20 protein-coding genes and 1 pseudogene are annotated in these 26,580 nt (G+C 61.2%); 13 read left to right on the forward strand and 8 right to left on the reverse strand.

Annotated features, from left to right (window positions below):
* Positions 1 to 50 precede the first annotated feature (50 nt).
* Positions 51 to 3,230 (reverse strand): DUF3857 domain-containing protein, encoded by a 3,180-nt coding sequence (locus PW789_RS09940; protein WP_299375196.1) that lies wholly within the window; start codon positions 3,228 to 3,230, stop codon positions 51 to 53.
* 119 nt (positions 3,231 to 3,349) lie between these two features.
* On the opposite strand from PW789_RS09940, the gene mgrA reads away from it, so the two are divergent.
* The 4 genes from mgrA to PW789_RS09960 all read left to right on the forward strand — a co-directional run bounded on the left by mgrA (position 3,350) and on the right by PW789_RS09960 (position 9,005).
* Complete coding sequence (gene mgrA, locus PW789_RS09945) at positions 3,350 to 4,381, forward strand: L-glyceraldehyde 3-phosphate reductase (RefSeq protein ID WP_299375199.1); 1,032 nt, start codon at positions 3,350 to 3,352, stop codon at positions 4,379 to 4,381.
* Between the two features lie 320 nt (positions 4,382 to 4,701).
* Positions 4,702 to 5,007, forward strand: a complete 306-nt coding sequence (gene rplU / locus PW789_RS09950; protein WP_299375202.1) for a 50S ribosomal protein L21 — start codon at positions 4,702 to 4,704, stop codon at positions 5,005 to 5,007.
* A gap of 91 nt (positions 5,008 to 5,098) precedes the next feature.
* Positions 5,099 to 5,365 carry a 50S ribosomal protein L27 gene (gene rpmA / locus PW789_RS09955; RefSeq protein WP_299375205.1) on the forward strand — a complete coding sequence of 89 codons (267 nt, stop codon included), beginning with the start codon at positions 5,099 to 5,101 and terminating at the stop codon, positions 5,363 to 5,365.
* 319 nt (positions 5,366 to 5,684) lie between these two features.
* Positions 5,685 to 9,005, forward strand: a complete 3,321-nt coding sequence (locus PW789_RS09960; protein ID WP_299375208.1) for a carboxypeptidase-like regulatory domain-containing protein — start codon at positions 5,685 to 5,687, stop codon at positions 9,003 to 9,005.
* Between the two features lie 72 nt (positions 9,006 to 9,077).
* Here the strand turns inward: PW789_RS09960 and PW789_RS09965 are convergent, their stop codons facing one another.
* The 3 genes from PW789_RS09965 to rpsU form a co-directional block, all read right to left on the reverse strand.
* Positions 9,078 to 9,983, reverse strand: coding sequence for an MBL fold metallo-hydrolase (locus tag PW789_RS09965; protein ID WP_299375211.1), 906 nt, complete (start codon positions 9,981 to 9,983; stop codon positions 9,078 to 9,080).
* A 48-nt stretch (positions 9,984 to 10,031) separates the two neighbouring features.
* On the reverse strand, positions 10,032 to 10,421 hold the full coding sequence (locus PW789_RS09970) for a zinc-ribbon domain containing protein (RefSeq protein WP_299375214.1): 390 nt from the start codon (positions 10,419 to 10,421) through the stop codon (positions 10,032 to 10,034).
* 274 nt (positions 10,422 to 10,695) lie between these two features.
* On the reverse strand, positions 10,696 to 10,893 hold the full coding sequence (gene rpsU / locus PW789_RS09975) for a 30S ribosomal protein S21 (protein WP_014267628.1): 198 nt from the start codon (positions 10,891 to 10,893) through the stop codon (positions 10,696 to 10,698).
* Positions 10,894 to 11,279: 386 nt separating this feature from the next.
* On the opposite strand from rpsU, the gene PW789_RS09980 reads away from it, so the two are divergent.
* Positions 11,280 to 11,798: a gamma carbonic anhydrase family protein gene (locus PW789_RS09980; RefSeq protein ID WP_299375234.1), complete on the forward strand. Its 519-nt coding sequence runs from the start codon at positions 11,280 to 11,282 to the stop codon at positions 11,796 to 11,798.
* 131 nt (positions 11,799 to 11,929) lie between these two features.
* On the opposite strand, the gene PW789_RS09985 is transcribed toward PW789_RS09980, so the two are convergent.
* A complete protein-coding gene (locus PW789_RS09985; RefSeq protein ID WP_299375237.1) occupies positions 11,930 to 13,051 on the reverse strand; it encodes a hypothetical protein in 1,122 nt (373 codons plus the stop codon).
* Positions 13,052 to 13,273: 222 nt separating this feature from the next.
* On the opposite strand from PW789_RS09985, the gene PW789_RS09990 reads away from it, so the two are divergent.
* The 3 genes from PW789_RS09990 (at position 13,274) to PW789_RS10000 (ending at position 17,123) form a co-directional block, all read left to right on the forward strand.
* Entirely contained in the window at positions 13,274 to 14,473 is a 1,200-nt protein-coding gene (locus PW789_RS09990; protein WP_299375241.1) for a pyridoxal phosphate-dependent aminotransferase, read from the forward strand.
* Positions 14,474 to 14,523: 50 nt separating this feature from the next.
* Positions 14,524 to 16,236, forward strand: coding sequence for a coagulation factor 5/8 type domain-containing protein (locus tag PW789_RS09995; RefSeq protein ID WP_299375244.1), 1,713 nt, complete (start codon positions 14,524 to 14,526; stop codon positions 16,234 to 16,236).
* Positions 16,237 to 16,352: 116 nt separating this feature from the next.
* On the forward strand, positions 16,353 to 17,123 hold the full coding sequence (locus tag PW789_RS10000) for a hypothetical protein (RefSeq protein WP_299375247.1): 771 nt from the start codon (positions 16,353 to 16,355) through the stop codon (positions 17,121 to 17,123).
* A gap of 20 nt (positions 17,124 to 17,143) precedes the next feature.
* On the opposite strand, the gene PW789_RS10005 is transcribed toward PW789_RS10000, so the two are convergent.
* Together PW789_RS10005 and PW789_RS10010 are read right to left on the reverse strand one after the other, a co-directional pair.
* Positions 17,144 to 17,404 (reverse strand): hypothetical protein, encoded by a 261-nt coding sequence (locus tag PW789_RS10005; RefSeq protein ID WP_299375250.1) that lies wholly within the window; start codon positions 17,402 to 17,404, stop codon positions 17,144 to 17,146.
* A 198-nt stretch (positions 17,405 to 17,602) separates the two neighbouring features.
* The gene (locus PW789_RS10010) at positions 17,603 to 18,796 is read right to left on the reverse strand and encodes a pyridoxal phosphate-dependent aminotransferase (RefSeq protein ID WP_299375253.1); all 1,194 of its coding nucleotides are present in this window, start codon (positions 18,794 to 18,796) and stop codon (positions 17,603 to 17,605) included.
* A 416-nt stretch (positions 18,797 to 19,212) separates the two neighbouring features.
* On the opposite strand from PW789_RS10010, the pseudogene PW789_RS10015 reads away from it, so the two are divergent.
* The 5 genes and pseudogenes from PW789_RS10015 to PW789_RS10035 form a co-directional block, all read left to right on the forward strand.
* Positions 19,213 to 20,183: pseudogene (locus tag PW789_RS10015) on the forward strand (beta-galactosidase); the annotation flags it as partial.
* Positions 20,184 to 20,276: 93 nt separating this feature from the next.
* Positions 20,277 to 21,098, forward strand: coding sequence for a beta-galactosidase trimerization domain-containing protein (locus tag PW789_RS10020; protein ID WP_299375767.1), 822 nt, complete (start codon positions 20,277 to 20,279; stop codon positions 21,096 to 21,098).
* 148 nt (positions 21,099 to 21,246) lie between these two features.
* Positions 21,247 to 22,128 carry a 3-mercaptopyruvate sulfurtransferase gene (gene sseA / locus PW789_RS10025; RefSeq protein WP_299375256.1) on the forward strand — a complete coding sequence of 294 codons (882 nt, stop codon included), beginning with the start codon at positions 21,247 to 21,249 and terminating at the stop codon, positions 22,126 to 22,128.
* Between the two features lie 164 nt (positions 22,129 to 22,292).
* Positions 22,293 to 24,101, forward strand: coding sequence for a DUF6600 domain-containing protein (locus tag PW789_RS10030; protein WP_299375259.1), 1,809 nt, complete (start codon positions 22,293 to 22,295; stop codon positions 24,099 to 24,101).
* 92 nt (positions 24,102 to 24,193) lie between these two features.
* Positions 24,194 to 25,312, forward strand: coding sequence for an aldo/keto reductase (locus PW789_RS10035; protein WP_299375262.1), 1,119 nt, complete (start codon positions 24,194 to 24,196; stop codon positions 25,310 to 25,312).
* 96 nt (positions 25,313 to 25,408) lie between these two features.
* On the opposite strand, the gene ychF is transcribed toward PW789_RS10035, so the two are convergent.
* Complete coding sequence (gene ychF / locus PW789_RS10040) at positions 25,409 to 26,506, reverse strand: redox-regulated ATPase YchF (RefSeq protein ID WP_299375265.1); 1,098 nt, start codon at positions 26,504 to 26,506, stop codon at positions 25,409 to 25,411.
* Positions 26,507 to 26,580: the final 74 nt, after the last annotated feature.

Below are 26,580 nucleotides of genomic sequence, written 5' to 3' on the forward strand. Positions count from 1 at the left end.
AGTGTAGCGAAAAGATGGATAGGATTCTCACCCGTTGGAGCTTGGAGCTACTAGATAGGCAGCTTCTCCAGTTCGCATCTGTCCGGCTTGCAGTTCAGGATGAAACGTAATCTTATTCGGGCTGCTGCCCCGGATGGTTCCCACGCCTGAAAATCCACGCTGCGCATCATGTCGATGCCACCGTCGATCTTTGTAGCTGCATCGGGCGTTGCTTGCACATCTAGAATCTTCCCGTTGGATAGTATGAGGTCGTAATCAGCGATTCCTGCAGCGTGTGCAGGGTTCGGAATGCGGACTCTGCGCGCCATGTAAATCGATTCGTCGAGTTCCTTAGGTAAAAGCCTCAATCCCTTCTTCTCCAGGGCGTCGCAGCGGCCCTTCAGCTGGCTTGAGGTGTCATTTTCAGTTGAGTGGCCAAGGCTCAGTGCGACCTCGTACGTCTTGTACGCGTCACGCGATTTGCCTTGTTTTTCCTGTGCCTCTCCGAGATGAAGCCCGATGACGGGCTGAGGGTCATTCCGCCATGCCGCATGAAGATACTTTTCCGCGAGTTCGAATTCGCCTTTCTGAAAATAGATCCAGCCGAGCGTATCCCATGTGGCAACCAAGAGGTTCGACCTGGAACCCTGCAGCTTCGTATCACCAGACAGCGTCCACTGAGAGGACTGCGTGGTAAGAATATCGATTGCCTTCAAAGCGCCCTTCTCGGCCATCTCTTTATCGCCGGACGAGGTTGTCAGCTCATAAGCCGTATCGTTCAGGATGAGAGGATCCGATGAGACATCAAGTAGACCTGTGAGCGTGGCACGGCCCGCATCCTCGTCGCCTGTTTTCAGCTGAGCGAGTCCCAGGCGTGCGATGAGGAGTGGGCGAGTGTCGTCCTGTGAATCTTTCTTGATGGCCGAGCTAAGTGCCTCTGCGGCAGCCTGGTTTTCGTTGTCATCCATCAGGAGCTGGGCCAGAGCCAGTACAGGCTTCATCGCCATTGGCTGCAGTTCGATCTGTTTTTTGAGCGTTGCCTTCGCATCTTCATGGTGTTTCAGGCCAAGCTGCATCCGTACCAGCGGATCGTAGAGCTCTGGCTGATCGGGGTGAAGCTTCAGCTCCTGCTCCATATCGCGCAAGGAAGATTCATCCTTTCCTTCACGCAGGTCCAGCTGAGAGTATGCCGCCCAGAGGCCAATCTGATTGGGATTCTTTGTTCGAACCAGTTCGAGCCGTTCTTTCGCTGACTTCAGATCATTTCGTTGCAATGCGATTTCTGCAGCTTGCAGCTCGTTTGAATTGTCGTCGCCTGTTGTCGCCTGCTTCGGTTGGGATTCACCAAAACCGGTGAGTTGAACAAAATTTTCTCCGATGCCGATGGAGTCGTCGTACCACTTCTTGTAGGCTGCCCATTGGGAGGCAGGGACCTCGCGTTGCCGGATCACTAAACGGCGAGTGATCGTGAGGGTATCTCCTTCGATGAGATAGGTCTTGTTGAAGGTAGCGAAGGCTGTCTCCTGGTGTACGGCGGCGGGCAGGTCGGCTCCCCAGCCGGCCGGCAGCTTGATGACGGAGAGCGCGCTCTCGACGCGTGGTTCGCCCAGCTGGATGGGGTACTTCTGTGGCGGATTTTTATCGTCAACCGGATTGATGAAGACCACGGGAAACAGTGGCAGGATGCGGTGATTCTCCCAGTCCCCGGTCTTCTCGCGCGCGTAGTCGTAGGAGAGACGTGCCGGCTCGGCGGTCTGCTCGGGCCGTCCAGCCTCGGTGTGGCTGGTTGTGCCGCCGAAGCCCATTCCCTGCGAGAGAGTCTGCGAGAGTTCGTCCCACTGGCCGGGCGATATCTGGCGTAGCAGGGTACGCAGCACGACCTCATCGTCGCCCCGGGTGGTGTATTCCATCTGCGCCGTCATGGTGCCGTCCTTGGACAGCGTTCCTTTGGCTGTGAAGGTGCTGAAGGGAGTGAAGGGAAGCTTCTGCGGTGTCCTTTCGAGCATCGCTGCTCCGGTATCCGGCACCACCAGTGTCGGCTTGTCCCGTGTGCTGGAGATCAGCATCTCCCATGGAGCGACCTCCGCGGTCGTGTCGAGCCATACCTGTCGGCCGTTAATCGGGACGGTCGTAATGATGTGGTTGAAAGCGGTGGGCGCAGGTACCTCTTCGTTCAGGCGAATGCCTGCCCCGATCAGAGAGGCCGAAGGATGCAGGCCCGCTGCCGTCAGCATAGCGGCCAGCAGAGTGTGCTTGTCCTTGCAATCACCGTACTGGTTGCGCAGTACCTCCGACGCCGAATGTGGCTGGTAACGGCCGACGCCGAAGGCGACACCGATATAGCGAATCTGCGTGGCCACGTAGCTGTACAGGGTGTGTGCCTTCTCATCCTCTGTGGTCTTGCCTGCGATCAGTTCGGCGACCTTCGCCTTGATCTCGGCATCGGGTACAGCGCGGTCGGCTTCGAGGCCGCGATACCAGCCGCCGACCTCCTCCCAACTCTTGAAGGTCGTCCACGCAATCGTCGGCAGCTCACCCTTTGGGGCGATCTCCCTATGCTTGAGCTTGCTGTCCTTGCTGGTTGTCGACTCCAGCTGCGAGCCGGTCCAGCGATACACCACCTCGTCGCCGGTCTCACTCTTCACTGGCGCGACCGTGGGGCTCCATACCTTGACATACTTCGTCTTCGGCACATGCAGCTCGATGTTCTGGCTCAGGATGACTGCCCACAGGCCGAAGGTCTCCTGTCCCCAGAACTGCCCCGGCGCGTCGGCGCGCGTGCCGACGATGTGCACCTTGTATTCCAGCTTGTCACCCTGGCGCAGGTTGCGGACCGGCACCTGTTTTTCTTTCAGGTCGCTATAGAAAGGAGCCTGTCGCGTGACCTCGAGCGGCATCTCCTGCGCGTCGGATGCCGGGGTCTCGACGATGCTGCCATCCGGCTTGCGCACGCGGATATAGTCCAGATCGACGTGCTCGCTGTTGCTTGCGAAGGAAAAGTTCAGCACGCCATACTGCCGGGCAGCGGCATCGGACTGCACACGGATGACGGCGTTGATCTCGCGCGATCCCGTCCCGTCGGCGGCAAAGCGGTAGATCAGGTCGAGATGTTCTACAACGACTGGTTCAGAGGTGTAATCCGCAGACTTTGCAGAAGCCGGTGCCGGTGCAGCACCACCAGCCTGTTGAGCAACCCCGTATCCCGATAACGTCACCAAGGCAAAGGCGAACAGAACAGCAATTAAACGCATGATGTACAGATATCGCAGCTCGGCGCAGTAGGCTATGGAAAAAATGCGGGATAGCATCCTAAGAACGGCACACAAAAGTTGCAGGGCTGGGAGTCCCCGGCCGAAGGAGAGTTTCACCGATGAGCTATGTTCCCGCTGAGAACCGTTACAAGGTCGCCAACTTCCGCCGCTGTGGCCGGTCCGGCATCGTGCTGCCGGCAATTTCTCTGGGGTTGTGGCAGAACTTTGGCGGGGCCGATGTCTTTGAGACGGGTCGCGCCGTTGTGCGGCGGGCGTTCGATCGCGGAGTGACACACTTCGACCTGGCCAACAACTATGGGCCGCCTTACGGCTCGGCGGAGGAGAACTTCGGCGTGATGCTGAAGAAGGATCTCGCGCCGCACCGCAACGAGCTGATCATCTCCACCAAGGCGGGCTGGGACATGTGGCCCGGGCCGTATGGCATCGGCGGCTCGCGGAAGTACCTGGTCGCCTCGCTGGACGAGAGCCTGAAGCGCATGGGGCTGGAGTATGTCGACATCTTCTATCACCACCGGCCCGATACGGACACGCCGCTGGAGGAGACGATGGCGGCGCTGACGCAGATCGTGCGGCAGGGCAAGGCGCTGTATGTGGGCATCTCGTCGTACAGCCCGGAGCGCACGCGCGAGGCGGCGGCGCTGCTGAAGGCCGAGGGTGTGCCGCTGTTTATTCATCAGCCGTCGTACTCGATGCTGAACAGGTGGATTGAGGACGAGCTGTTGGCGACTCTGGATGAGTTGGGCGCGGGCTGCATTGCCTTCTCGCCGCTGGCGCAGGGGCTGCTGACCAGTAAATATCTGAAGGGCGTGCCTGCGGGTTCGCGTGCGGGCGGCGGCGGATCGTTCTCGAAGAAGATGCTGAGCGAGTCGAACCTGAATCGAGTGCGTTCGCTGAACCGCATTGCGCAGAGGCGTGGGCAGACGCTGGCGCAGATGGCCATTGCCTGGGTGCTGCGCGATGCGCGGGTGACCTCGGCGCTGATCGGGGCGCGCAACGTGGAGCAGCTGAATGACTCGCTCGACGCGCTGAAGAACCTGAAGTTCAGCGATGGGGAGCTGAAGGCGATCGACCGTTATGCGACCGATGGCGGACTCGACCTTTGGAAGGGCGCGCGGGAGGGGACGGCGTAGCAGGGAAGTACTTGTAGCAGGGAAGTACTTAAGCTAAGTGCCATTTTTTGCTGAGGATGCAGATGTTAATGCACTGATTACTGGGCATTTGCATGCAATTTCCATTGACCGCAGACGGAAACCTCGGTACACTCATTAAGTTTGGCGCACCAGCCAGCGCGTCTCTATCCCTGCGTGATCGGGGTTGGGGTGCAGGCTTAGAGCCGATCGATCAGGTTCAGTCTGTTGTTGGCTTGAAAGATCGTGATGCGCCCCGCAGCAAAACTCTATGAAGGAAGCGGTCAGCGCTCGGATGAGCGCGCGCGAAAGGTTTTAGAGCCATGTACGCAGTTATCCGCACCGGCGGCAAGCAGTATAAGGTCGCTCCCGGCGACACCCTCAAGATCGAGACCACCGGCCAGTCCGAGGGCAACATCGAGTTCTCCGACGTTCTTGCTGTCAGCAAGGAAGAGGGCAAGTTCGTCAGCGACCTGAGCGGCGCGAAGGTAACGGCTTCGGTTCTCGGCGAGGGCCGTGGCGACAAGATTCTCGTCTTCAAGCTGAAGCGCAAGAAGCAGTACAAGAAGATGCAGGGTCACCGTCAGAACTACGTTGAAGTCAAGATCAACGACATTCTGGTCGGCTAAGCCGCCCGCAGAGAGTTCAGTTTCAGATATCAAGCGCACCGGGCGGGACCGATAAACCGTTCGCTCGCCGGCGCAGAATGAGGCAATAGAGATGGCACATAAAAAAGGTCTAGGTTCTTCTAAAAACGGTCGCGACTCCAACGCGCAGCGCCTCGGCGTGAAGCGCTTCGGCGGCCAGACGGTCACCGGCGGCTCCATCCTGGTTCGCCAGCGCGGAACCCCGCTGAAGCCCGGCCTCAACGTCGGCCGCGGCAAGGACGATACCTTGTTCGCCAAGATCGACGGCGTGGTCCGCTTCCAGGACCGTGGCCAGAACGGCCGCTTCGTCTCGATCGATCCGATCGCAGTCGTCGCCTAAGAACGACTTCAGCACTCCTGTTCCAGCAAAAGCCCCGCTTCGTGCGGGGCTTTCTGTGTTTCCTTTTCCTCTCCTGGTCTGACCTCTGCCGTGTCCGACAGCAGTGTTCCCTGCGCTGCGCCTAAGCCCCTTGAAGACAATAGCTTCCAAACATGAGCGTATCGAAGTGTTCTCTGCGCTCGCAGAAGATCGCCTACGGCTGCCAGTTGAGTAATTTGACAACTGTTGGTTAGACCAATTACAAAGTCTTCGCTTTTAGAAACTTTATCTGTATTGAAATTGAATTCCGGAGAGTACGTGTCCGGCGGGGCCCAGAACCATGATCAAGAAGCACCCTCTCCTCCTCGGCATCTTCGTCTTTCTCGTACTGCTCTCCACCTCTCCCCTTCGAGCCCAGCTCTCCACGACGGCGACGATCACCGGCACGGTCACCGACAGTACCGGCGCCGTTATTCCCGGAGCGGCCGTGACCGTCGAAGCCAACGGCACACGCACGCAGGCGACGTCGACCTCCAACGGGCAGGGCGTCTTTGTGTTGCCCGGCCTGGGGGTAGACCGCTACAGTCTCTCGGTGAAGATGGACGGCTTCCAGTCGTACAAGACGACGGGCATCGAGCTGCACCCGGCGGCGACGGTGACGGTCAACATCCAGCTGCAGAATGGATCGTCGAGCCAGAGCGTTGAGGTCTCGGCGGCGCCTCCCATGGTGGAGACGCAGACCTCGGACAAGTCGGCTAACGTTGAGGGCGCCCAGCTGAGCACGCTGCCGCTGAACGGCCGCAACTACCAGGGTATGGCCACGATGATGCCCGGCGTGCAGAACACCTCGGCCGGTACGGGTCTCACCAGCGGCGGCCGTTCGACAAACAATACGCTGTCGGTGAACGGCATGCAGCAGAACAAGACCTTCTATGCGCTGGACGGCGTGTGGAACGAGAACACCGGCAACATGAATCAGCAATCGGTGATCCCGAATCCGGATTCGCTGGAAGAGGTCAAGGTGCTGCAGAACAACTTCTCGACCAAGTATTCGCTGCTGGGTTCGAGCGTTGTGCTGCTGCAGACCAAGAGCGGCACGTCGAACTTCCACGGCACGGTGTGGGAGTTTCTGCGCAACGACAAGCTGAACTCGAAGCCGTACTTTGCGAACTCGGTGCTGCCGTACAAGCAGAACATCTTCGGCTACAACATCGGCGGACCGGTGACCATCCCCGGCCTGTACAACAACAAGCGCAACAAGACGTTCTTCTTCTGGTCGCAGCAGTTCGTGCGCCTGAACCAGGTTCCGACCAACCTGCTGGGCGTGACGCCGACGGCCAATCAGCGCGCGGGCATCTTCACCTCGCCGATTAAGGACCCGACGACGGGCCTGAACTTCGCGCAGAACTCCGCCGGTCAGTATGTGGTGCCAACCAGCGCGATGAACGCCAATGCGGTGGCCTATCTCAACGCGCTGTATCCGCTGCCCAACTACAACAGCGGCGGCACGCAGAACTACCTGAACAATCAGAAGCAGGTCACCAACCAGCGCGACGACGAGATCAAGATCGATCACAACTTCAACCAGAACTATCACCTGCTGGGCGAGTATCTGGACGAGTACCAGGAGTACAAGCAGAACTCGCTGAACAGCGCGCAGAGCGGCGAGGTCTTCAACGTCAACTCCGAGACGGACTACACGCACAACAAGCTGGCGCAGGTTGCGCTGACGCAGATCCTGACGCCGAACCTGGTCAACACCACCAGCATCGCGATGAACATCTTCGATCTGGATCTGGATCTGGTCGGCACGACGACCAATGACCAGGTTTCGGGCTTCACGACTAATCAGCCCTACAACGGCTACCTCTCGACGCGTCTTCCGTTGGTGACGTTCTCCGGCGGCATCTCGCCGCAGGGCATCCCGGCATCACGGCCGCTGACGCACGCTGCCGACCTGGACAACACGGTGGGCGACGACTTCAGCTGGCTGCACGGACGGCACTACTTCCAGGGCGGACTGACGGTCGTCTTCAATACGAAGCGGCAGAACGTGGCGACTGCCACCAACGGCCAGTACACCTTCACCGGCAACTTCACCAAGCCGACTACCGGGGGAGTGACGCTGGACGATGCTCTGGCCGACTTCCTGCTGGGCAAGGCGACGACCTTCACCCAGTCCAGCGACCAGATCCGCGTGCCGGTTCATGGCATGTCGATCTCGCCGTACTTTGAAGACCGCATGAAGGTGACCAAGAACGTCACGGTGACCGCCGGTCTGCGCGCCTACTGGATGCCGCTGCCGCAGGGGCCGCGCGGCACGCAGACGATCTTCGATCCATCGGCGTACCTTGCAACGCAGGCGCCTATCGTCAATGCCAACGGCTCGCTTACGACGACGGCTGGCTATAACCCTCTCAATGGCCTGCTGGCGAACACCGGTCACTCTGGAGGTCTGCCGCGCAACTACTCCAACGCACATAACTGGTACTTCGGCCCGCAGTTCGGCGTGGCGTGGGATGTCTTCGGCGATGGCAAGACCAGCTTCCGCGGCGGCTACGGCATCACCTTCACCCGCATCTTCAGCAACCAGGATTGCTCGTTCCAGTGCGCCAGCAACCCGCCGTCGCTGTCGACGGTGAACCTGCAGAACCCGGCCTTCGCCAACCCGGTGGGCACCGGGACCACCGCGCCCGCGACGATCCAGACGCTGAACAACGCCGACCTGAACATTCAGGCGACACAGGTGCATACCTACTCGGCTTCGCTGGAGCACCAGTTCCCGCATACGTGGATCGCTTCGGTGACTGGAGCCGCGAGCCAGGCGCGGCACATGCTGGGGACGTGGAACTACAACCAGGCGCCGCACACGGGAGCGTACGACTTCAATCCCGCGATCAATACCGGCACGGTAACGCCGTACTACTACGCTCCCTACCAGGGCTATGGCGCCATCACCACCTTCGCTTCGCGCAACAACCAGAACTGGAACGCGCTCGAAGTGAACGTGAAGCATCCGGTCTCGGACACGCTCTTCCTGACCTTTGCCTATACCTACTCGCATGATCTGACCGACTACACCTCGGGCACCTACAACGTCATCGATCCATACAATCCGTCGCGGTACTACGGCAACGCCGAGGGGCTGGACTTCCGCCACTCCGCTTCGCTGACTGCGATCTACAACCTTCCGTTCTTCCGCAAGGGCAACCTCGCCGAGCGCACGCTGCTGGGCGGTTGGAAGTACTCCGACATCACGACGCTGCGCAGCGGCACCGCGCTATCGCCGGGGCTCAGCATCGCCAACCAGGGCAACGCCATGCGTCCCAACCTGGTTGTGGGCCAGTCGACCGCAGGGCCGAAGAGCCAGGATCAGTGGTTCAATACGTCGGCCTTTGCCGCTCCCGCCGCCGGATACTATGGCAACGCAGGAACCGGTATCCTGCGCGGTCCGGGGCTGATCCTCTTCGACATGAGCCTCTACAAGGAGTTCCATTTCACCGACTCGCGCTTCCTCGAGATCCGCGGCGAGGCATTCAACGTCTTCAATCACACGAACTTTACGACCATCTCGACGTCGTATGGTGCGGCCACCTTCGGTCAGGCGACTGCGGCGGCCGATCCGCGCATCTTCGAGCTGGCGGCGCGCTTCAAATTCTAACGGTGGGTGGACGCGCAAAGAGGCTCTGCTTCTGGCAGGGCCTCTTTGCATGTGCAGAGGGATGTTGCGGCGTCAGCGTGTGACGCCTGCGGAGACGATCGGCTTGCCCTTGTCGCTCCATTCGACATACGCCATCGGCGTGGCGTGGTCGTGGGTGAAGAGCACGAGCCACTTCTCGGGAATAGCACGCTGATAGAAACGCTTGCGCTCGGCGATGCAGCGCATGGGGTCGAGGTCGAAGCCCATGACCCATGTGGGATCGAGATGCGCGGTGGTGGGAATCAGATCGGAGATGTAGCAGGCGTGCTCGTCGCCGGACGCGATGTGGACGCCCATCAACTGCTGCGTGTGGCCGGGGAAGAGTTCGACGCTGACTCCGGGGACGATCTCGGGATTGGCTGCGATGCCTTCCGTGGTCAGCAGCGTCATCTGGCCGTTGGCGATCAGAGGATCGTAGTTGGGCGAAAGATAGCTGACGCGGTCGCGGTCGTACTGCATGTGGCCGTGCTCGACCTCGCCCCGATGTGCGAAGTAGCGTGCGTTGGGGAAGGTCGGTGTGACGGAGCCATCGGGGTGCAGCGTCGTGTTCCAGCCGCAGTGGTCGAAGTGCAGATGCGTGTTGATGACGACGTCGACTTCTTCGGGGCGTACGTCTGCGGCGGCGAGCGACTGCGGAAGCAGCTCCTGGTTCTGGTGGATCTGCCGCATCTTGTCCGGTTGCTTATTGCCGATGCCGGTCTCGATGACGACGGTGTGTTTGCCGGTGCGCACCACGACCGTATTCAAGCCGAGCAGGATGGTGTTGTTGTCGTCTGCGGGGGCTCGCTTCTGCCACATTGGCTTTGGTACGACGCCGAACATCGCGCCGCCGTCGAGGCGGTATGGACCGTCCGTACACACGGTCAACTCAAAGTCGCCGATCGTCGCAAGCCCACGTACCAGGTCGGCAGTAAGGGGAGGGCTGCTGGTTACAGGCATGGCTCCCATCGTACGTGAAGGGAGCGCAGCGACGTCGTGACAGGTGCGTCAGGCGTGCGGAACGGCGGCCAGGAGGCTTTCGTTCGTGACGCCGATCAGTGCTGGATCACCGCCAACTTCAGCCGGAACCACCTCGCGCTGCTTGACCTGGAAACAGGCCCTGCACAGCACGGGACGCCCCTGCGTCGGTTTGAACGGTACGGTCGTCTCGATGCCGCACTCCGAACACACCGTGCGTGTCTCAGTGCGCGAGATTCCGGCAGCAGCAGGACCCGACCCGGGGCGCATGGCAGCGCCTGCACGCTTGGACTTGCAGGGTTTGCAGCGCTTTGGATCGTTCTTGAACTGCTTATCGAAGAAGAAAAGCTGTTCCCCGGCGGTGAAGATGAACTCACCACCACAGTCTGCACAGGTTAATAGGCGATCTACGAATTCCATAACCGCGTCTCCCGTCTGCGGGACAGCACGATAACCGATGAGCATGCTCAAAAGCCATCGACCTGTCGTTGGTCTCAGACAAACGTATTGGATTTCTAAGGGGCCCGGGCCGCCAAAAGAATGGCAGCATGCTGCAGGAAATCCAGCAGCGGCAATGTACTCGAAAGCGCGCTGCATGCCGGTCGTAGCGGGAGTCTAGCGACTGGCGGTTATGGCCCGGTTCCCTTCGGAATAGTTCCGAGGGAACCGGGCCCTTCTTGCTGGGAGCTTGCTTTTAGTCCTGCTCCTTGCGGACCTTCTTACGATTACGCTTACGGGCCAGCGCTTCTTTGACGCGCTTTTTTTCGCCCGGCTTCAGATAAAAGGAGTGGCGCTTGACCTCCTTGATGATGTCTTCCGTCTGCACTTTGCGCTTGAAGCGGCGCAGTGCGTTCTCAAGGGGCTCGCCTTCCTGAACTCGAACCTCTGCCAAGAGAGATACACCTCCAAACATTCCCTTGCAGGGACATAGTAAGGATACCCGATGTTCGGCCTTTTTAACTGTTTTTCTGAGATAACCACAGAATCTTTGGGTAGTACCCAAAGGGTGGTCAGAGGATTGCCTAGTAACCACAGTCACATACAGCCACCAAAGTAATCAGGGGATTCTTTGAGACGATTCAATGGGGGGAACTGTTGATATAGATCGATTTGCCACAAATATATCCGGCTGGCCGACGCTACATGACCGGGTCTATGTAACCCACCTTTCGAGATGGTGACCTTTTGGAAAGGAGAAGGCGGGCATCCCGCTCGCAAAAGAAGTTCCGGTCGAGTTCCACGATGTCCCAGGCCTCTGGCCGCCGTAAAATTTCTCCCATGATCAGGAGTTACCAGGGAAAGACGCCGGTCGTTCCGGCGAGCTGTTATGTGGATGTCTCGGCGCAGCTGATCGGCGACGTCGAACTGGGCGAGCATGCCAGTGTGTGGATGAATGCGGTGGTGCGCGGCGACGTCAACTCCATCCGCATCGGCGCGCGCTCCAATGTGCAGGACTGCGCCGTGCTGCACGGTATGCGCCACCTCTACCCGGTCATCGTTGGCGAGATGGTCACGATCGGCCACAATGCGACGGTGCATGGCTGCGTACTCGAAGATGAGGTGCTGGTGGGTATCGGCGCGACGATTCTGAACAATGCGCGCATTGGTGAAGGATCGATCATCGCCGCAGGAGCGGTGGTGCCGGAGCAGATGGTGATTCCGCCGAACTCGCTCGTGGTGGGGGTGCCGGCAAAGGTGAAGAAGACGCTGGGCGAAGAGGACAGAAAACTGATCCGCATGTACGCGAATAACTACCTCGACTACACGAAGATTTATCTGGAGGAGATGGCGAGGTAACGGTTCGGGCTTCGCTCGAATGGGGCACGCGGTATCTTTGCGTGGCTTAATTTCTCGACATGAGGAAGCATCCTGCGAACCCACCTTAGGCCGCTTTGCGGTCGAAGATGGGGCACCCGATTTTGGGCGGGTTATTGTTTGAGTGCTTCGGGGCGGAGTCTTCCGATACGACCTTTCGGGCCGACGACGAAGGGAAGTGAGAGGGCGTTCCAGTTCTTGTCGGCGTCGGGGGCATCGCTCGCCGCGGGTTTGAGTGCGCTCCAGTTGCGTCCGTCGTCGCGGGAGATGTCGGTGCCGTTGGGGCCTGTGGTGATCCAGGTTTTGGTGGTGGCGTCGTAGGCTACGGAGCTGCGGTAGCCACCAGGCAGGATGTGTGAGAGGCGAAATGCAGTTTTTTCATCGGTCTTCTCGTAGTCGGCGGCCGCGGTCGTCCACGCAGAATAATTCCAGTCGTTAGGTCTTGAGTAGTCGCCTCCGACGGCGACCGTGGTTCCTTTTTGATCTTCCGCAATGGAAAAACAGCCGCTTGAAGGGCTGTGTTTGAGGCTTCTTAGCCGATCAGTAAAAAGACCTGCATTCCATTTGAGCTTCTTTGGGGTGTGTTCACCCGTGTTCTGCGGCCCAGCTCCGAGGCTAATCACTCGGGGACCACCAAAGCCTCCCGTACAAAATTTTCGATATCCCGGATGAGAGACGAGAAGCGAAGAGTTGCTGGCCGCAAAGACGCTTTCACCACTACTGTCCACCGTTGCGTTGAGCGACTGTCTCTCCCATTTCTCACCCCCATCGAACGTGAGCATCACGACGAAGACGTTTTTGACGGGATCGCCGAGAAGGGTACCAAAGCTGCGGTCTTTGAATTGGAGGGCGTCCCAAAATCCTTCTGTATCGGCATTGATCAAGACAAGCTTCCAACTCTTGCATCCATCCGTGGTTTTGTAGAGGCGTGAGAGGTCGCCTTTGCCGGAGGACATGACGATGGCGGTGTTCTGGTCGAAGGCCTGGATGCCGCGGAAGTCGAGTTTGTCGGCATCGGGTGGTGTGGTGCAGCGCTGCCAGTCTTTGCCGTCGTCGGTGGCGCGCAGGACGGTGCCTTCGGTGCCGCTGGCCCATGCGACTCCGTTGCCGATGGAGTGGATGCCACGGAAACTTGCGGTGGTATGGGAGTCCTGAATCTCGAACTGCGCATGGGCGGTGGTGGTGAGAGCGAAGGATGCAAGAGCGAGGGCTGCGGCTGGGAGTGCTCGGCGCATGTGTGGTGTGAGGATAGCAGGCGCATTCTGCGCGTCCGCTGCCCGGTATCTCCCTCAGGGCTGACCCCCCGTCCTCGCGTGGTGATAAGGGCTGAAGCCGTGCCTTTAGCAAGGCAAAGTCCCGATTCCGATCAACAAGCCGGGACGCAAAGGAGTGACCTCAATACACCACGGACGTAAGATGGAGGCACGCATTTTTGGTGAATGGTACGGAGGCAGGCGATGGTTGAATCTGAGGTGACGTCGAAGCGCGGTCTGGGGCTGAGCGCGCTGGCTCCGCGCGTGGTGCAGTCGGAGATTCGCGCCATGACGATGGAGAGCGACCTGATCGGCGGCGTCAATCTTGCTCAGGGCGTCTGCGATACCGAGGTGCCCGCCGTTGTTGCCGAGGCCGCGAAGACGGCTATCGACGAAGGCCACAATATCTACACGCGCATGGACGGCATCACGCGCCTGCGCCGCGCCATTGCGGAGAAGACCGAGCGCATGCAGTCGATCGTCGTCGACCCGGAGCGCGAGGTCGTGGTCACCAGTGGCGCTACCGGAGCGTTTCATGCGGTCGCGCTGGCGTTGTTCGATCCCGGCGACGAGGTGCTGCTCTTCGAGCCGTTCTACGGCTATCACGTGGGCACGCTGCGGACGCTGCATGTGGTTCCTGTCGCGGTGGAGCTGGACGCGACGGCGAACTGGGCGCTCGATCTGGAGCGCGTGCGTGCGGCGATTACGCCGAAGACCCGCGCCATCGTGGTGAACACGCCATCGAACCCGGCAGGCAAGGTCTTTACGCGCGCTGAGCTGGAGGGGCTGGCCGAGATCGCGAAGGAGCACGACCTCTTCATCCTGACCGATGAGATCTACGAGCACTTCATCTATGGCGAGATGAAGCACATCTCTCCGGCCGCGATCGACGGCATGCGCGAGCGCACCATCATCATGTCGGGCTACTCGAAGACCTTCTCGGTCACGGGCTGGCGTATCGGGTATGTGATCGCCGATGCGAAGTGGATTCCGGCGATCGCGTACTTCAGCGACCTGCTGTATGTCTGCGCGCCTTCGCCGTTTCAGCATGGCGTCGCAGCAGGTATCGAGAAGCTGGGCAAGACCTTCTACGCCGGGCTTGCGATGGAGCACGAGGTGAAGCGCGAGATGCTGGTCGGAGCGCTGCGCGATGCGGGCTTCGATCCTTATGTGCCGGATGGCGCGTACTACATTCTTGCTTCGATGAAGCATCTTGGCGATGTGCTGGAAGGCAAGGGCGCGGCCGAGCGTGCGCGTTCGCTGCTGCGTAAGACGGGCGTCGCTGCGGTGGCGGGTTCGGCGTTCTTTCGTGCGGGCAAGGGCGAAGATCTGCTGCGTTTCTGCTTCGCGAAGAAGGACGAGGATCTCGAAGAGGCATGCCGCAGACTGCGCGGCCTCAAGTAGTCATCCCTCCCAAACAAGGAGAGTCGATCTTGTATGTAGAGTTAGCTTCCATGCGGCGTCTTGCGGCCGCGGTGATGATGTGCACTGGCGTCGCGATGGCGCAGGGCAGGCCGGACTTCGGTCCCAACGTGATGGTCTTCACGCCGCAGACACCGGCGGCAGAGGTGCAGGCCGCGGTCGATAAGGTCTATGCGGTGGAGCATCACAATGAGTTCGGGCCGGAGCGCTACGCGCTGTTGTTTGCGCCGGGCGAGTACAAGGCCGATGTGCCGGTGGGCTTCTACACCGAGGTGCTTGGGCTGGGAGCGACGCCCGATGCCGTGCACATTACCGGCAACGTGCGCAGCGACGCCGCGGGCGGCAACGATAACGCGACGACGACCTTCTGGCGCGCGATGCAGGGCTTCTCCGTCACACCGGTCGGCGGGCCGGCGGAGAACACGATGCAGTGGGCCGTCTCGCAGGCTGCGCCGTTTCGCCGCATGCATGTAAAGGGCAACCTGGTGCTGAACCAGAAGCATGGCTGGTCGAGCGGCGGGTGGATGGCGGACACCATGGTCGATGGCGAGGTGAACTCGGGCACGCAGCAGCAGTGGATCTCGCGCAACGTGGAGTGGGGAGGCTGGAAGGGCTCGAACTGGAACATGGTCTTCGTCGGCGCGAATAAGCTGCCCGAGGGCGACTGGCCGCAGCCGCCGTATACGAAGATCGACCGCACGCCAGTGGTGCGCGAACGCCCGTTCCTGTTCCTCAACAAGAAGGGCAATTATGCCGTGCGTGTGCCTGCGCTGGAGAAGAACAGTGTCGGCGTGACGTGGCATGGCGGTGAGACGCCGGGGCGGACGATTTCGCTGAAGAAGTTCTTCCTCGCGAAGCCGAGCGATACCGTGGAGGCGATCAACACGGCGCTGGCGCAGGGGATGAACCTGCTGTTCACGCCCGGCGTCTACGAGCTGACGGACACCATTCGCGTCAACCACCCCGGCACCGTGGTGATGGGGCTGGGTTTTGCGACGCTGAAGCCCATGCGCGGCAACGCTGCAATGACGGTCGCCGATGTGAACGATGTCACGGTCGCCGGGCTGCTCTTCGATGCAGGGGAGCAGGAGTCGCCCGTGCTGCTTGAGGTCGGTCACCAGGGCTCGCGTCTGCGTCACATCAAACGACCGGCGCTGGTGGCGGATGTCTTCTTCCGTGTGGGTGGAGCAGGCGTGGGCAGGGCGAAGACATCGCTCGCCATTCACTCCAACGACGTCATCGTCGACCACACCTGGGTGTGGCGCGCTGATCACGGTAAGGGCGTCGGCTGGACGAGCAACACGGCGGCTAACGGCGTCGTGGTCAACGGCAACGATGTGACGGCCTATGGTCTCTTCGTCGAGCATTATCAGCAGTACCAGGTGCTGTGGACGGGCAACGGCGGCAGGACGTTCTTCTACCAGTCGGAGATTCCCTACGATCCGCCGACGCAGCCGGAGTGGACGAGCGCGCCGAACGTCAACGGCTGGGCCTCGTACAAGGTGGCGGACAACGTCACCAGCCACGAGGCGCATGGCATGGGCATCTACAGCGTCTTCCGACATCCGGATGTGCGGCTCACCCGTGCCATCGAGGTGCCGCAGACGCCGGGCGTGCGCTTCGAGCACATGATCACGGTCTCGCTGGATAATCTCGGCTCTATCGACAATGTCATCAACAACAAGGGCGGCCCAACGCACGTGGCTCCCGGGCGCGTGACGCCGAAGGTGACGAGCTATCCATAGGTTGGCTGCCACTTACGTGCAAACCGATTCACAGAGAAATAGCCTCCCCGCAACCCGGCGTTTGCACTAATCATGGTGCAACTGTGCTGGAATCGCCTCAGTATGGAGGGGTTTCCATGCGGCACAGGTTCAAAGGACTGGTCTGTATCGGGGCGTGTCTGCTGGCCGGGCGCGCTGTGAGGGCGGAGAACGCGCCCGCGGTTGAGACGATCGTCTCGCAGATGCAGCAGAAAAACAGCGAGCGGCAACGCGAGCTGGAAGGCTACACCGCCGAACGCACCTACCGCGTGGAGTACCACGGCACCGGCGGCGAGCATCGCGGCGAGATCAACGTACACATGCAGTATGGCGACCATGGCGAGAAGCACTTCACCGTGGTCTCGGAGTCGGGATCGAAGCTCATCTGCGAGCGTGTCCTGCGCAAGATGATGGCGACGGAGCAGGAGGCCTCGGAGCGGTCGGAGCGCATGCAGATGATGCTCTCCGAAGAGAACTACAGCTTCGAACTGCAGGGACAGGAGATGGTCGATGGCGTGGAGGCCTGGGTGCTTCGCGTCGCGCCGAAGGTGGACAACAAGCTGACCTATCGTGGCCGCATCTGGGTGAGCGAAGACGACTTTGCCGTCGTGCGGGTGCAGGGGGAGCCGGCGAAGAATCCATCCTGGTGGATCAACCGCGCCAGCTTCGACTGGAGATACGGCAGGCACGGCAGGTTCTGGCTTCCCGAACGCAGCACGGCGATGAGCCACGTGCGCATCGGAGGGGAGGCAACGCTGACCATCGACTACGGAAACTACCGCATCCTCGCCGAGCAGAAGACTACGCCGTCAACCGAGAGACCGTCCTCGGTGCCGGTGCAACTGGCGGAGCACATCTCCGCGAAGTAGGCCGTCTAAGTGCAGCTTCGCTAAGGACTACAGCGGGAAAAGCTGGCTGAAGACAGATCGGTCATCCCTGCGGGAAGCTCCTTCCACTCGCCCAGCGAACGGCTGAGCAGGGCGGCGGCGCAGCCCTCTCCGCAGAGGATAATGATGTCGTCACAGAGGGCGAGATTCCAGTCCCAGGGCATGAATTGAATGGAGTTCGAGGTCACCCGGGCCAGAATCCAATGGTTGGTGGCCTTCTTCTGAACTCCGCAGACGCAAGTAAACGTTGCTGTGGCTGCCATAAAGCTGCCTCCTGCCGAGTCGCTCCGGCGGGTAACTCATGCTACACCGAAACACATAGAACCAGCATGAATCCCTTTGGAAATAGCAGTTTTAGGCAGAAGGCTTCGGGATGAGCAGATATCCCAGGAGTCGCTGAAAAGGGAGCAAAAGAGAAAGGGCCGGACAGTCGCCGGCCCTTCGCTATCAGAACAGGGATGCTAGCAGGTGTGCTCCCCGGCCAGGTGTGGATAGGGATGCGCGAGAGCGTTCATCTTGCCGTCGGGCATCTTCATCACTTCGAGGAAGGCAGACTGGAAGCTCTGCATCTCGCTGGGGCTGCCCACGGTGACGCGCGGCCAGTTCGGCATTGCGGGCCAGGTGCGGCCGATCATGACGGAGTGGTGAGCCAGTGCATTGATCACCGGTGCGCCGGGCTTCTTGACGTTCAGCAGGAAGTGATTGGTCTGCGAGGGAGAAAAGTCGTAGCCCTGCTTCGCCAGCCATTCGAAGGTGCGGTTGCGGGTGTCGGCCATGGCCTGCTTGCGCAGTGGAATCAGCTGTTTGTCGTTCAGCTGCACCCGTGCGCACTGGATGGCGGTGGTCGAAAGGATGTTGACGCCGTAGTAGTGCAGCTTCTTCATCAGGTCGGGCCGGGCAGCGGCGTAACCGAAGCGCAGGCCGCCCATGGAATAGATCTTGGAGAAGGTGCGCGAGATGACGAGATCCTTGTCCTTGGCGACGAGGTCCATGACGCTCTCGGCGTCGGAGAAGTGGATGTAGGCTTCGTCCACCAGAACGACAGAACCAGCGGGCTTGTTGGCGAGCAGCCATTCGATGTCGGACTTCTTCACCGTCGTTCCGGTGGGGTTGTTGGGGTTGCAGATGTAGAAGAGTCCGGCGTTAGGATCGGCCGCGACCATCGCCTTCATGTCGTAGCTGTAGTCGGACTTGAGCGGCACCTTGTGCACCTTGGCTCCTACCTGTTCGGCCACGCGCCAGGGCGACTCGAAGGTGGGGTCGGCGACGACCAGCGACTTGGTCGGCGAGGTGAAGGCCATGGTGGTGAACTGCAGCACCTCGCTGGAACCGGCGTACATGGTGACGTACTCAGGCTTCAGCTCGTGATACGTCGCCAGCTCCTTGTTGAATTTTGCGACCTCCGCCATGTAGTAGCGGTTTCCATTGGTAGCCATCTGGGTCATGATCGCGACCGCCGCTGGTGTGGGGCCGGAGGGATACTCGTTGATGTTCAGCAGCGTGACGTTGGCCGGTGTGTCGATGTAGCCGATGGCGGGCACGCCGCCGGATGCGGCAGCGGGTGCGGCGGCGAAGGCGGAGCGGGCAGCTGCGGCGGCGAAGGGAAGCGCGGCAGAGGCGCCAAGGAAGCGGCGGCGATTGAAGGGACGGGTCATCAAAGGCTCCTTTTTGGGTCGAAGGGCTGCAGCTGGCTATAGCGCGTGTCGCAGACGTGGGACACGCAGCATGTACGGATGAAGCGAAGAATCGCCGTCAGGGCTTACAGAAGATTTCGGAGGAAGCGGAGCGGATCGTCGCGGACCCATGCCCTGAGCTGGAGATGAACTCGATGTGAGTATTGTGCGTCGGGTGGCGCGGTTTGTCCAGAGATTGGGCATGGCGCAGGCGAGGCTTTTATAGTGTTGTGGTGATCCGATCCCTGGTTTTTTCGCTCTCTGCCCTCGTGTTGTCGACGCAGCTGGTCGCTCAGGCTCCTCTTCCTTCTGCTCCCCGCCGCAATGCGATGATGCTGGGCGCGGCGTGGTACCCCGAGCAGTGGCCGGAGTCGCGCTGGGACGCTGACCTGGCGCTGATGGAGGCGGCGCACATCAACTTTGTGCGTGTCGGTGAGTTTGCCTGGAGCACGATGGAGCCGAAGGAGGGCGACTATCAGCTGGACTGGCTGGAGCACGCCGTTCGGCTGGCTGAGAAGCATCACATCGCCGTTGTGCTCGGCACACCTTCGGCTGCGCCGCCCGCATGGCTGACGCAGAAGTATCCCGAGACGCTGCGCACCCTGGAAGACGGCCGCAAGGACGGTCACGGCGCCCGGCAGCAGTTCGACTGGTCCGACCCGAAGTATCGCCAGCTTGCGGGCGAGATGGCCGCGAAGATGGCGGAGAAGTTTGGCCACGACAAGAACGTGATCGGCTGGCAGATCGACAACGAGTACGCCAACGAGAGCTACGGCGCTTCGACGCAGGCGCAGTTTCAGCAGTGGCTCAAGGCGAAGTACAGGACGCTGGACAATCTCAACCAGCGCTGGACGACGGCCTACTGGAGCGAGACCTACCAGGACTGGAACCAGCTTCCGATTCCCCGGAGAAGGGCGGCAATCCGGGGCTGATGCTCAATTGGAGGCAGTTCGTCTCCGATACATGGCGCGGCTATCAGAAGGTGCAGCTCGACGCGATTCGCGCTCACGCGGAGAAGCGTCAGATCATCACGACCAACATGATGGGCTGGTTCGACGCCTACGATCACTACACGGTCTCGCAGGATCTCGACTTCGCCTCGTGGGATGACTATGTCGGCTCCGGCCATCTCAACATCGTCGACAACGGTGCAAGGCACGACCTGACGCGCGGCTTCCTGCGCAAGAACTTCTGGGTGATGGAGACGCAGCCGGGCTTCGTCAACTGGCACGCGAACAACAACGCACTCGACAAGGGCGAGGTTCGCGCGATGGCGTGGCACGATATCGCGCACGGCGCCGAGGCGGTCGAATACTGGCAGTGGCGCAGCGACCTCAACGGGCAGGAGCAGTATCACGGCGTGCTGGTCGGGGCCGATGGAACGCCGGTGCCTTTGTATGACGAGGTAAAGCAGACGGGCGAGGAGTTCGTGAAGGCCGAGCCTGTGCTCGCAGGAACCACGGTGAAGTCCGAGGTCGCGCTGATCAACGACTACAACAGCCGCTGGTCGATCAACTGGCAGCGTCATAACAAGGCCTTCGATCCGGTGGAGGCGCTGAAGAGCTACTACGGCCCGGTGCGCGAGCTGGTGCGTTCGGTCGACGTCGTCTCCGATACGGCTCCGCTCAGTGGCTACAAGCTGGTCGTCGCCCCGGCACTGAACGTGCTGACGCCAGAGGCGGTGAAGAATCTTGAAGCCTACGTGCGTGGCGGTGGACACCTGGTGCTGGGCCAGCGCAGCGGCATGAAGGATGAGGACAACACGCTCTATCCCGAACGTCAGCCGGGGCCGCTGGCCGGGATGCTGGGCGCTCGCGTGGAGCAGTGGTATGCGCTGCAGCAGCCGGTGCCGGTCACAGGCGACTGGGGCTCCGGGACCAGTCCGATGTGGGCGGAGCAGATCGGCGTGAAGTCGCCTGACACGAAGGTGCTGATGCGCTACGGCACGAGCAACGGCTGGCTCGACGGCCAGCCTGCGGCGGTGACGCGCAAGGTGGGCAAGGGCTCCATCACCTACATTGGCGCTGGTCTCGACGAGGCGACGATGAAGCAGGCCGCGAAGTGGATGGTCGAAGAGAGCGGAGCGAAGACCTTCATGGCCGATGTGCCGGAGACGGTGGAGGTCTCGGTGCGCGAGGGCGACGGCAGGCACGTCGTCATCATGGAAAACCTCGGTGAGTCGACCACCGTGACGCTGCCGCAGGCGATGAGCGATGTGCTGAAGGGCGGAAGCGTCTCCAGCGTGAAGCTCGAAAAATACGGCGTCGCTGTGCTGAAGTTCTAGCAACACGAATAACGCAGGCCGGGAGTAGAACGATGCTCCCGGCTTCGCATAGTTCAGCCGCTTCTTTCCCTGCGGTAGCGGCATCCTCCGCACACTTGTTATTCCTCTGCGATCCACCACACTGCTGCCGCCTAGTAAGCTGGATGGCATGAATCCTCTGGTCTCCGTCTCGTGGCTTGCTGAGCGCATCAATGACTCAAACATGGACTCCAACGTGGACTCCCTGGTTGTGCTGGATGCGACGCTGCCGCCCGTGGGAGTGACGCCCGCAGTCGATACCCATGCGCGCTACGTGGAGCGCCACATCCCCGGCGCGGTCTTCTTCGACATCGATGCACTCTCGGATCACGCGACCTCGCTGCCGCACATGCTGCAGAGCGATGAGGAGTTCTCGCGCAACATCTCTGCGCTGGGTATCGGCGACGGTATGACCATCGTGGTGTACGAGCAGGAGGGCGTCTTCTCCGCTCCCCGCGCGCGCTGGATGATGAAGGCCTATGGTGCGAAGCAGGTGTACCTGCTGGATGGTGGATTGAAGGCATGGGCCGAAGCTGGCCAGCCTTTGCAGTCGGGCGAGGTCAGCCGTCCGCAGGCGACGTTTACGGCAAAGCTCGATCGTGCGCAGGTGAAGGACTTCGATCAGATGCAGACGATGATCTCCGCGCGTGAGAGCCATGGTCCCAACGGCAGCCAGATTCTCGATGCACGTTCCGCGGGGCGCTTCTCGGGCGCCGCTCCCGAACCACGGGCGGGGCTCAGCTCCGGCCATATGCCGGGCGCGATCAGCACACCGTTCCTGGAGCTGGTTGAAGAGGGGCGCATGAAGCCTGCCGCGCAGCTGCGCGGGGTCTTTGCGGCAAAGGGTGTAAAGCTCGATCAGCCGATGACCACCAGCTGCGGCTCCGGTGTGACGGCAGCGGTTGTGGCGCTGGGGCTGGAGTTGGCGGGAGCGGATAAGGTGACGCTCTACGACGGCTCGTGGGCGGAGTACGCTTCGCGGCCGGAAGCGGTGATTGAGAAGGATGTCTAGCCGCCAGAAAAGCAACGCATGATGGGAAAGCGACACTATCTGCGGCCTCATATATTATTTGCGCTACAGAAAGTCTGGCTTCGCATCTAGTGGATAAAGAGGGCGTTTCGCCGTGCCCTGGAAGCGAACGCTATACTTGGTGCTCTCGCAGAAGGCGGTTCCCAATGAGCAGGATCTTCGCAACGATGATGCTGGCGGCGCTGGGAATAGCGGCCGCGCGCGGTAGTGCGCAGGATATTCCGGCTGCGCAGAAAAGTACCCCCACCGAGACAAATGCAGCGGCGCAGGCTGAGCCTGCCATGCAACAGGACTCTGCAACGCCACCCGGTCCGCAGCAGCCTGCGACGCAAACTCCTGCTCCTGCGAAGCCCGATCCCGAAGATGTCGCGCTGACTCACTCCATTGCCGCGGAAGGAACGCAGGCCGGCGACTCGCATGTACGCATCGTGCGGCTGAGCCAGGTGCAGGGCAAGGTGGTGATGGACCGCAATATCGGCCGCGGCCCCGAGGCCACGCTGCAGAACATGCCCGTCACGCAGGGCATGGGGCTGGCGACGGGCAGCGACGGTTACGCCGAGGTGGAGTTTGAGGATGGCAGTTCTCTCCGCCTTGCACCCGAATCTGAAGTCAGGTTTCCTCTGCTGGTGCTGCACAGCTCCGGCCAGAAGGCTTCGACGATCCTCATCGATCGCGGCATCGTCTACCTCAGCATGATGAAGTCGAAGGATTCGGACTTCACGCTGGCGATGGGCAAGGCGCGGATCGCGGTCGCGCCGGGGACGCATCTTCGTCTGGATAAGTCGGGCAACAAGGCGGAGCTGTCGGTGATTACGGGCGAGGCCTCGGTGCAGGCCGATGGCGGCGCAGGCACGGTCGTCAGCAAGAAGCAGACGCTGACGCTCGACCCCAGCGGCAGCGGCCCGACCGAGCTGAACAAGGAGATCTACGAGACGGCCTACGACGGCTGGGACCGCGACGCGATGAAGTATCACGAGCGCTACATGAAGACGGGCAATAACTTCGGTTCGACCTCGCTCTACGGCGTCAGCGATCTGAACTATTACGGCAGCTTCGTCGGCGGCTGCGGCAGCAGCTTCTGGCAGCCTTACTTCGTCAGCGCGGGATGGAGCCCCTACTCGCAGGGAATGTGGACCCTGTATTCGACGGGTTACTCCTGGGTGTCGCCCTACCCGTGGGGCTGGCTCCCGTATCACTCCGGTGCCTGGAACTTCTGCCCGGGTGTGGGCTGGGGCTGGCAGCCGGGCGGCTCGTTCTACGGCCTGCAGAATACTGCGTTCGTCAACACGAATCGGAACCTGCGCAACCTGGTGCACCCTCCCGGAGTTCTCACTGGGACCCGGCCCGAAGCGCGATCGCGTTCCATGATCGTTCAGTCGCAGGGACCGGTGGTGCGGTCGATGATGGATGCGCAGGACAACTTCGTCTTCCGCCGCGACTCAGCGGGTCTGGGCGTGCCGCGCGGGTCGCTGGGCGGACTGCACGGTGTCTCGCATGACGTGGAGAGGCATGGCTTCGCCAACCGCGAGGTCTACGCATCTCCCGTTGGCCCGGTTCACGGGATGATGGCACGCGGCAACCACGCCGATCAGGCTGCAAGGACAAACATGCAGCAGGCGCCACTGTCGCTGCGCCGCGGTCCCTCGCCCGAGGGTATGGTCTCCGGCGGCGACCGCTTCGCGTGGAAGACCCAGCAGGCGGGGGCAAATACAAATCAGCAGCGTCCCTCGCAGAACGCAGGTGGCGCGCGGCCATCAGGAGCGGCGCAGAGCAGCTTCAATCGCAGCGGCGCTCAGGCCAGCGGCAGTGGCGGCATCAATCATGGTGGTGGCTATAACGGGGCCGGTGGAGGTGGCGGCTTCCATGGCGGCGGATCAGGCGGCGGTGGAGGTTTCCACGGCGGCGGCGCTCCCTCCGGCGGCGGTGGAAGCAGCAGTGGCGGCCATTCGCATTAAACCTGCTCTCGCGGAGCCTTCCGTAGTTGCCTTGCCCTGTTAGTCGGCATCTGAAGATCAGACGGACCAGACAGACCAGACGGAGGCATGCCATGAAGCGTAGAGAGTTCCTTGCTGCCGGTGCGGCAGCCGGCCTGGTGGCGACGGCCAGGGGTGAGGGCGGCGCGACGCGCGCGACGTCCATCTCGACTTCTACCCCGGCTTCAACATCGAACGACATTGCGAAGATTCCTCGCATCACGGCAGCGACTGCGGGCGAGATGCGCGACGAGATGCTCTACCGCAAGCTGGGCGCGACAGGGGAAGAGGTCTCCGCCATCGGCATGGGGGGAGCGCATCTCGGCGGCAGAAATATGACTGACGCCGAGGCTATCAAGCTGATGCACGAGGCCATCGACCGCGGCATCACCTTCATGGATAACTGCTGGGACTACAACGAAGGCCGCAGCGAGACGCGCATGGGCGACGCGCTGGCGCAGTCCGGCTACCGGCAGAAGGCCTTCCTGATGACGAAGATCGACGGCAGGACGAAGCAGCTTGCAGCACAGCAGATTGAAGAGTCGCTGCGCCGTCTGAAGACCGACCGCATCGACCTCATGCAGCACCACGAGGTTCTGCGCTTCGACGATCCTGACCGCATCTTCGCCGAGGGCGGCGCGATGGAGGCGCTGGTCGAAGCGAAGAAGGCAGGCAAGATTCGCTTCATCGGCTTTACGGGGCACAAGGACCCGCGCGTGCATCTTTACATGCTCGATGTGGCGAAACAGCACGGCTTCCACTTCGACACGCTGCAGTGCCCCATCAACGTGATGGACGCGCACTATCGCAGCTTCTCGCAGATGGTGGTTCCGCGTGCGATGGAAGACAAGGTCGCGGTGCTGGGCATGAAGTCGATCGGCTCGGGCATTCTGCTGAAGAGTGGAGTCGTGACCGCGCCGGAGTGTCTGCACTATTCGCTGAACCTGCCGGTTGCCGTACAGATTACGGGCATCGATTCAAAGAAGGTGCTGGATCAGGCGTTCGCCGTGGTGAAGAACTTCAAGCCGATGCCGAACGCCGAGTTCGCCACGCTGGTCGGCAAGACAAGGGATGTGGCGATGGAGGGCAAGTACGAACTCTTCAAGACGAGCACTACGTTCGATGGCACGGTGAAGCATCCCGAGTGGCTGGGCGGGGATGTGGATGCGGTGAAGCGGATACTGGCAAGCTAGATCTGCGCGGTAATGAAGAAGAGGGATCGGCTTGCTGCATGCGCTACAGATGCAGAGCCGATCCCTCTTCTTTGTTGTTCAAGTGAAGGGTCGCGTTTAGACGTTGAACTTGAAGAAGAGAATATCTCCGTCCTTCACCACGTATTCCTTGCCTTCTGAGCGCAGCAGACCCTTCTCCTTCACGGCCTGTTCGCTGCCGTACTTGAAGAGATCGTCCGAGGAGTAGCAGTCGGCCTTGATGAAGCCGCGCTCGAAGTCGGTGTGGATGACGCCTGCCGCGCCGGGGGCCTTGGTGCCGCGCTTGATCGTCCAGGCACGCACCTCCTGCACGCCCGCCGTGAAGTAGGTGATGAGCTCGAGCAGGTGATAGGCCGAGTGGATGAGGCGGTTGAGGCCGGGTTCGGTCAGCCCGACAGACTCGAGGAACTCGGTGCGCTCGGCTGGCTCCAGCAGGGCGATCTCGCTCTCGAGAGCGCCGCAGATGCGCACGACCTCGGAACCTTCTTCCGCGGCGCGCTTCTCGACGGCCTCGGTGTAGGGGTTGCCGGCGGTGAGCGCGGCCTCGTCGACGTTGGCGACGTAGAGCTGAGGCTTCATGGTGATGAGGAAGAGCTCGCGTGCGGCGTTGCGTTCATCGTCGGTGAGGTCGGCGGTGCGTGCGGGCTTGCCTGCTTCGAGCACGGCCTTCAGCTTCTTGACGGCCTCGAACTCAGCTTTGACCTTGGGGTCCTGCGAGTTGCGGACGAGCTTTTCGACGCGCTGGGCGCGCTTGTCGACGGTGTCGAGATCGGCCAGCAGCAGCTCCGTGTTGATGATGTCGATGTCGTGCAGCGGATTGACGCCGCCTGCGACGTGGACGACCTCGGGATCGTCGAAGCAGCGCACGACGTGGCAGATGGCGTCGGTGGCGCGGATGTGGCCGAGGAACTGGTTGCCGAGGCCCTCGCCCTTGCTTGCGCCTTCGACCAGACCGGCGATGTCGATGAACTCCATCGTGGTGGGCACGGTGCGGTTGGGGACGACGAGCTCAGTGATCTTGTCGAGGCGAGCGTCGGGCACCACGACCGTGCCGGTGTTGGGCTCGATGGTGCAGAAGGGGTAGTTCGCCGCCTGGGCCTTGGCCGAGGTGAGGGCGTTGAAGATGGTGGATTTCCCGACGTTGGGGAGGCCGACGATTCCGCAGTTCAAAGGCATTTTCTGTGTTTGTCCTGTCCTCATCTATTGAAACACGGCAGGCGGGCTTCCCTGGCCTAACGGCGGAAAACTCG

Source organism: Edaphobacter sp., assembly GCF_028283685.1.
GTDB lineage: Bacteria > Acidobacteriota > Terriglobia > Terriglobales > Acidobacteriaceae > Edaphobacter.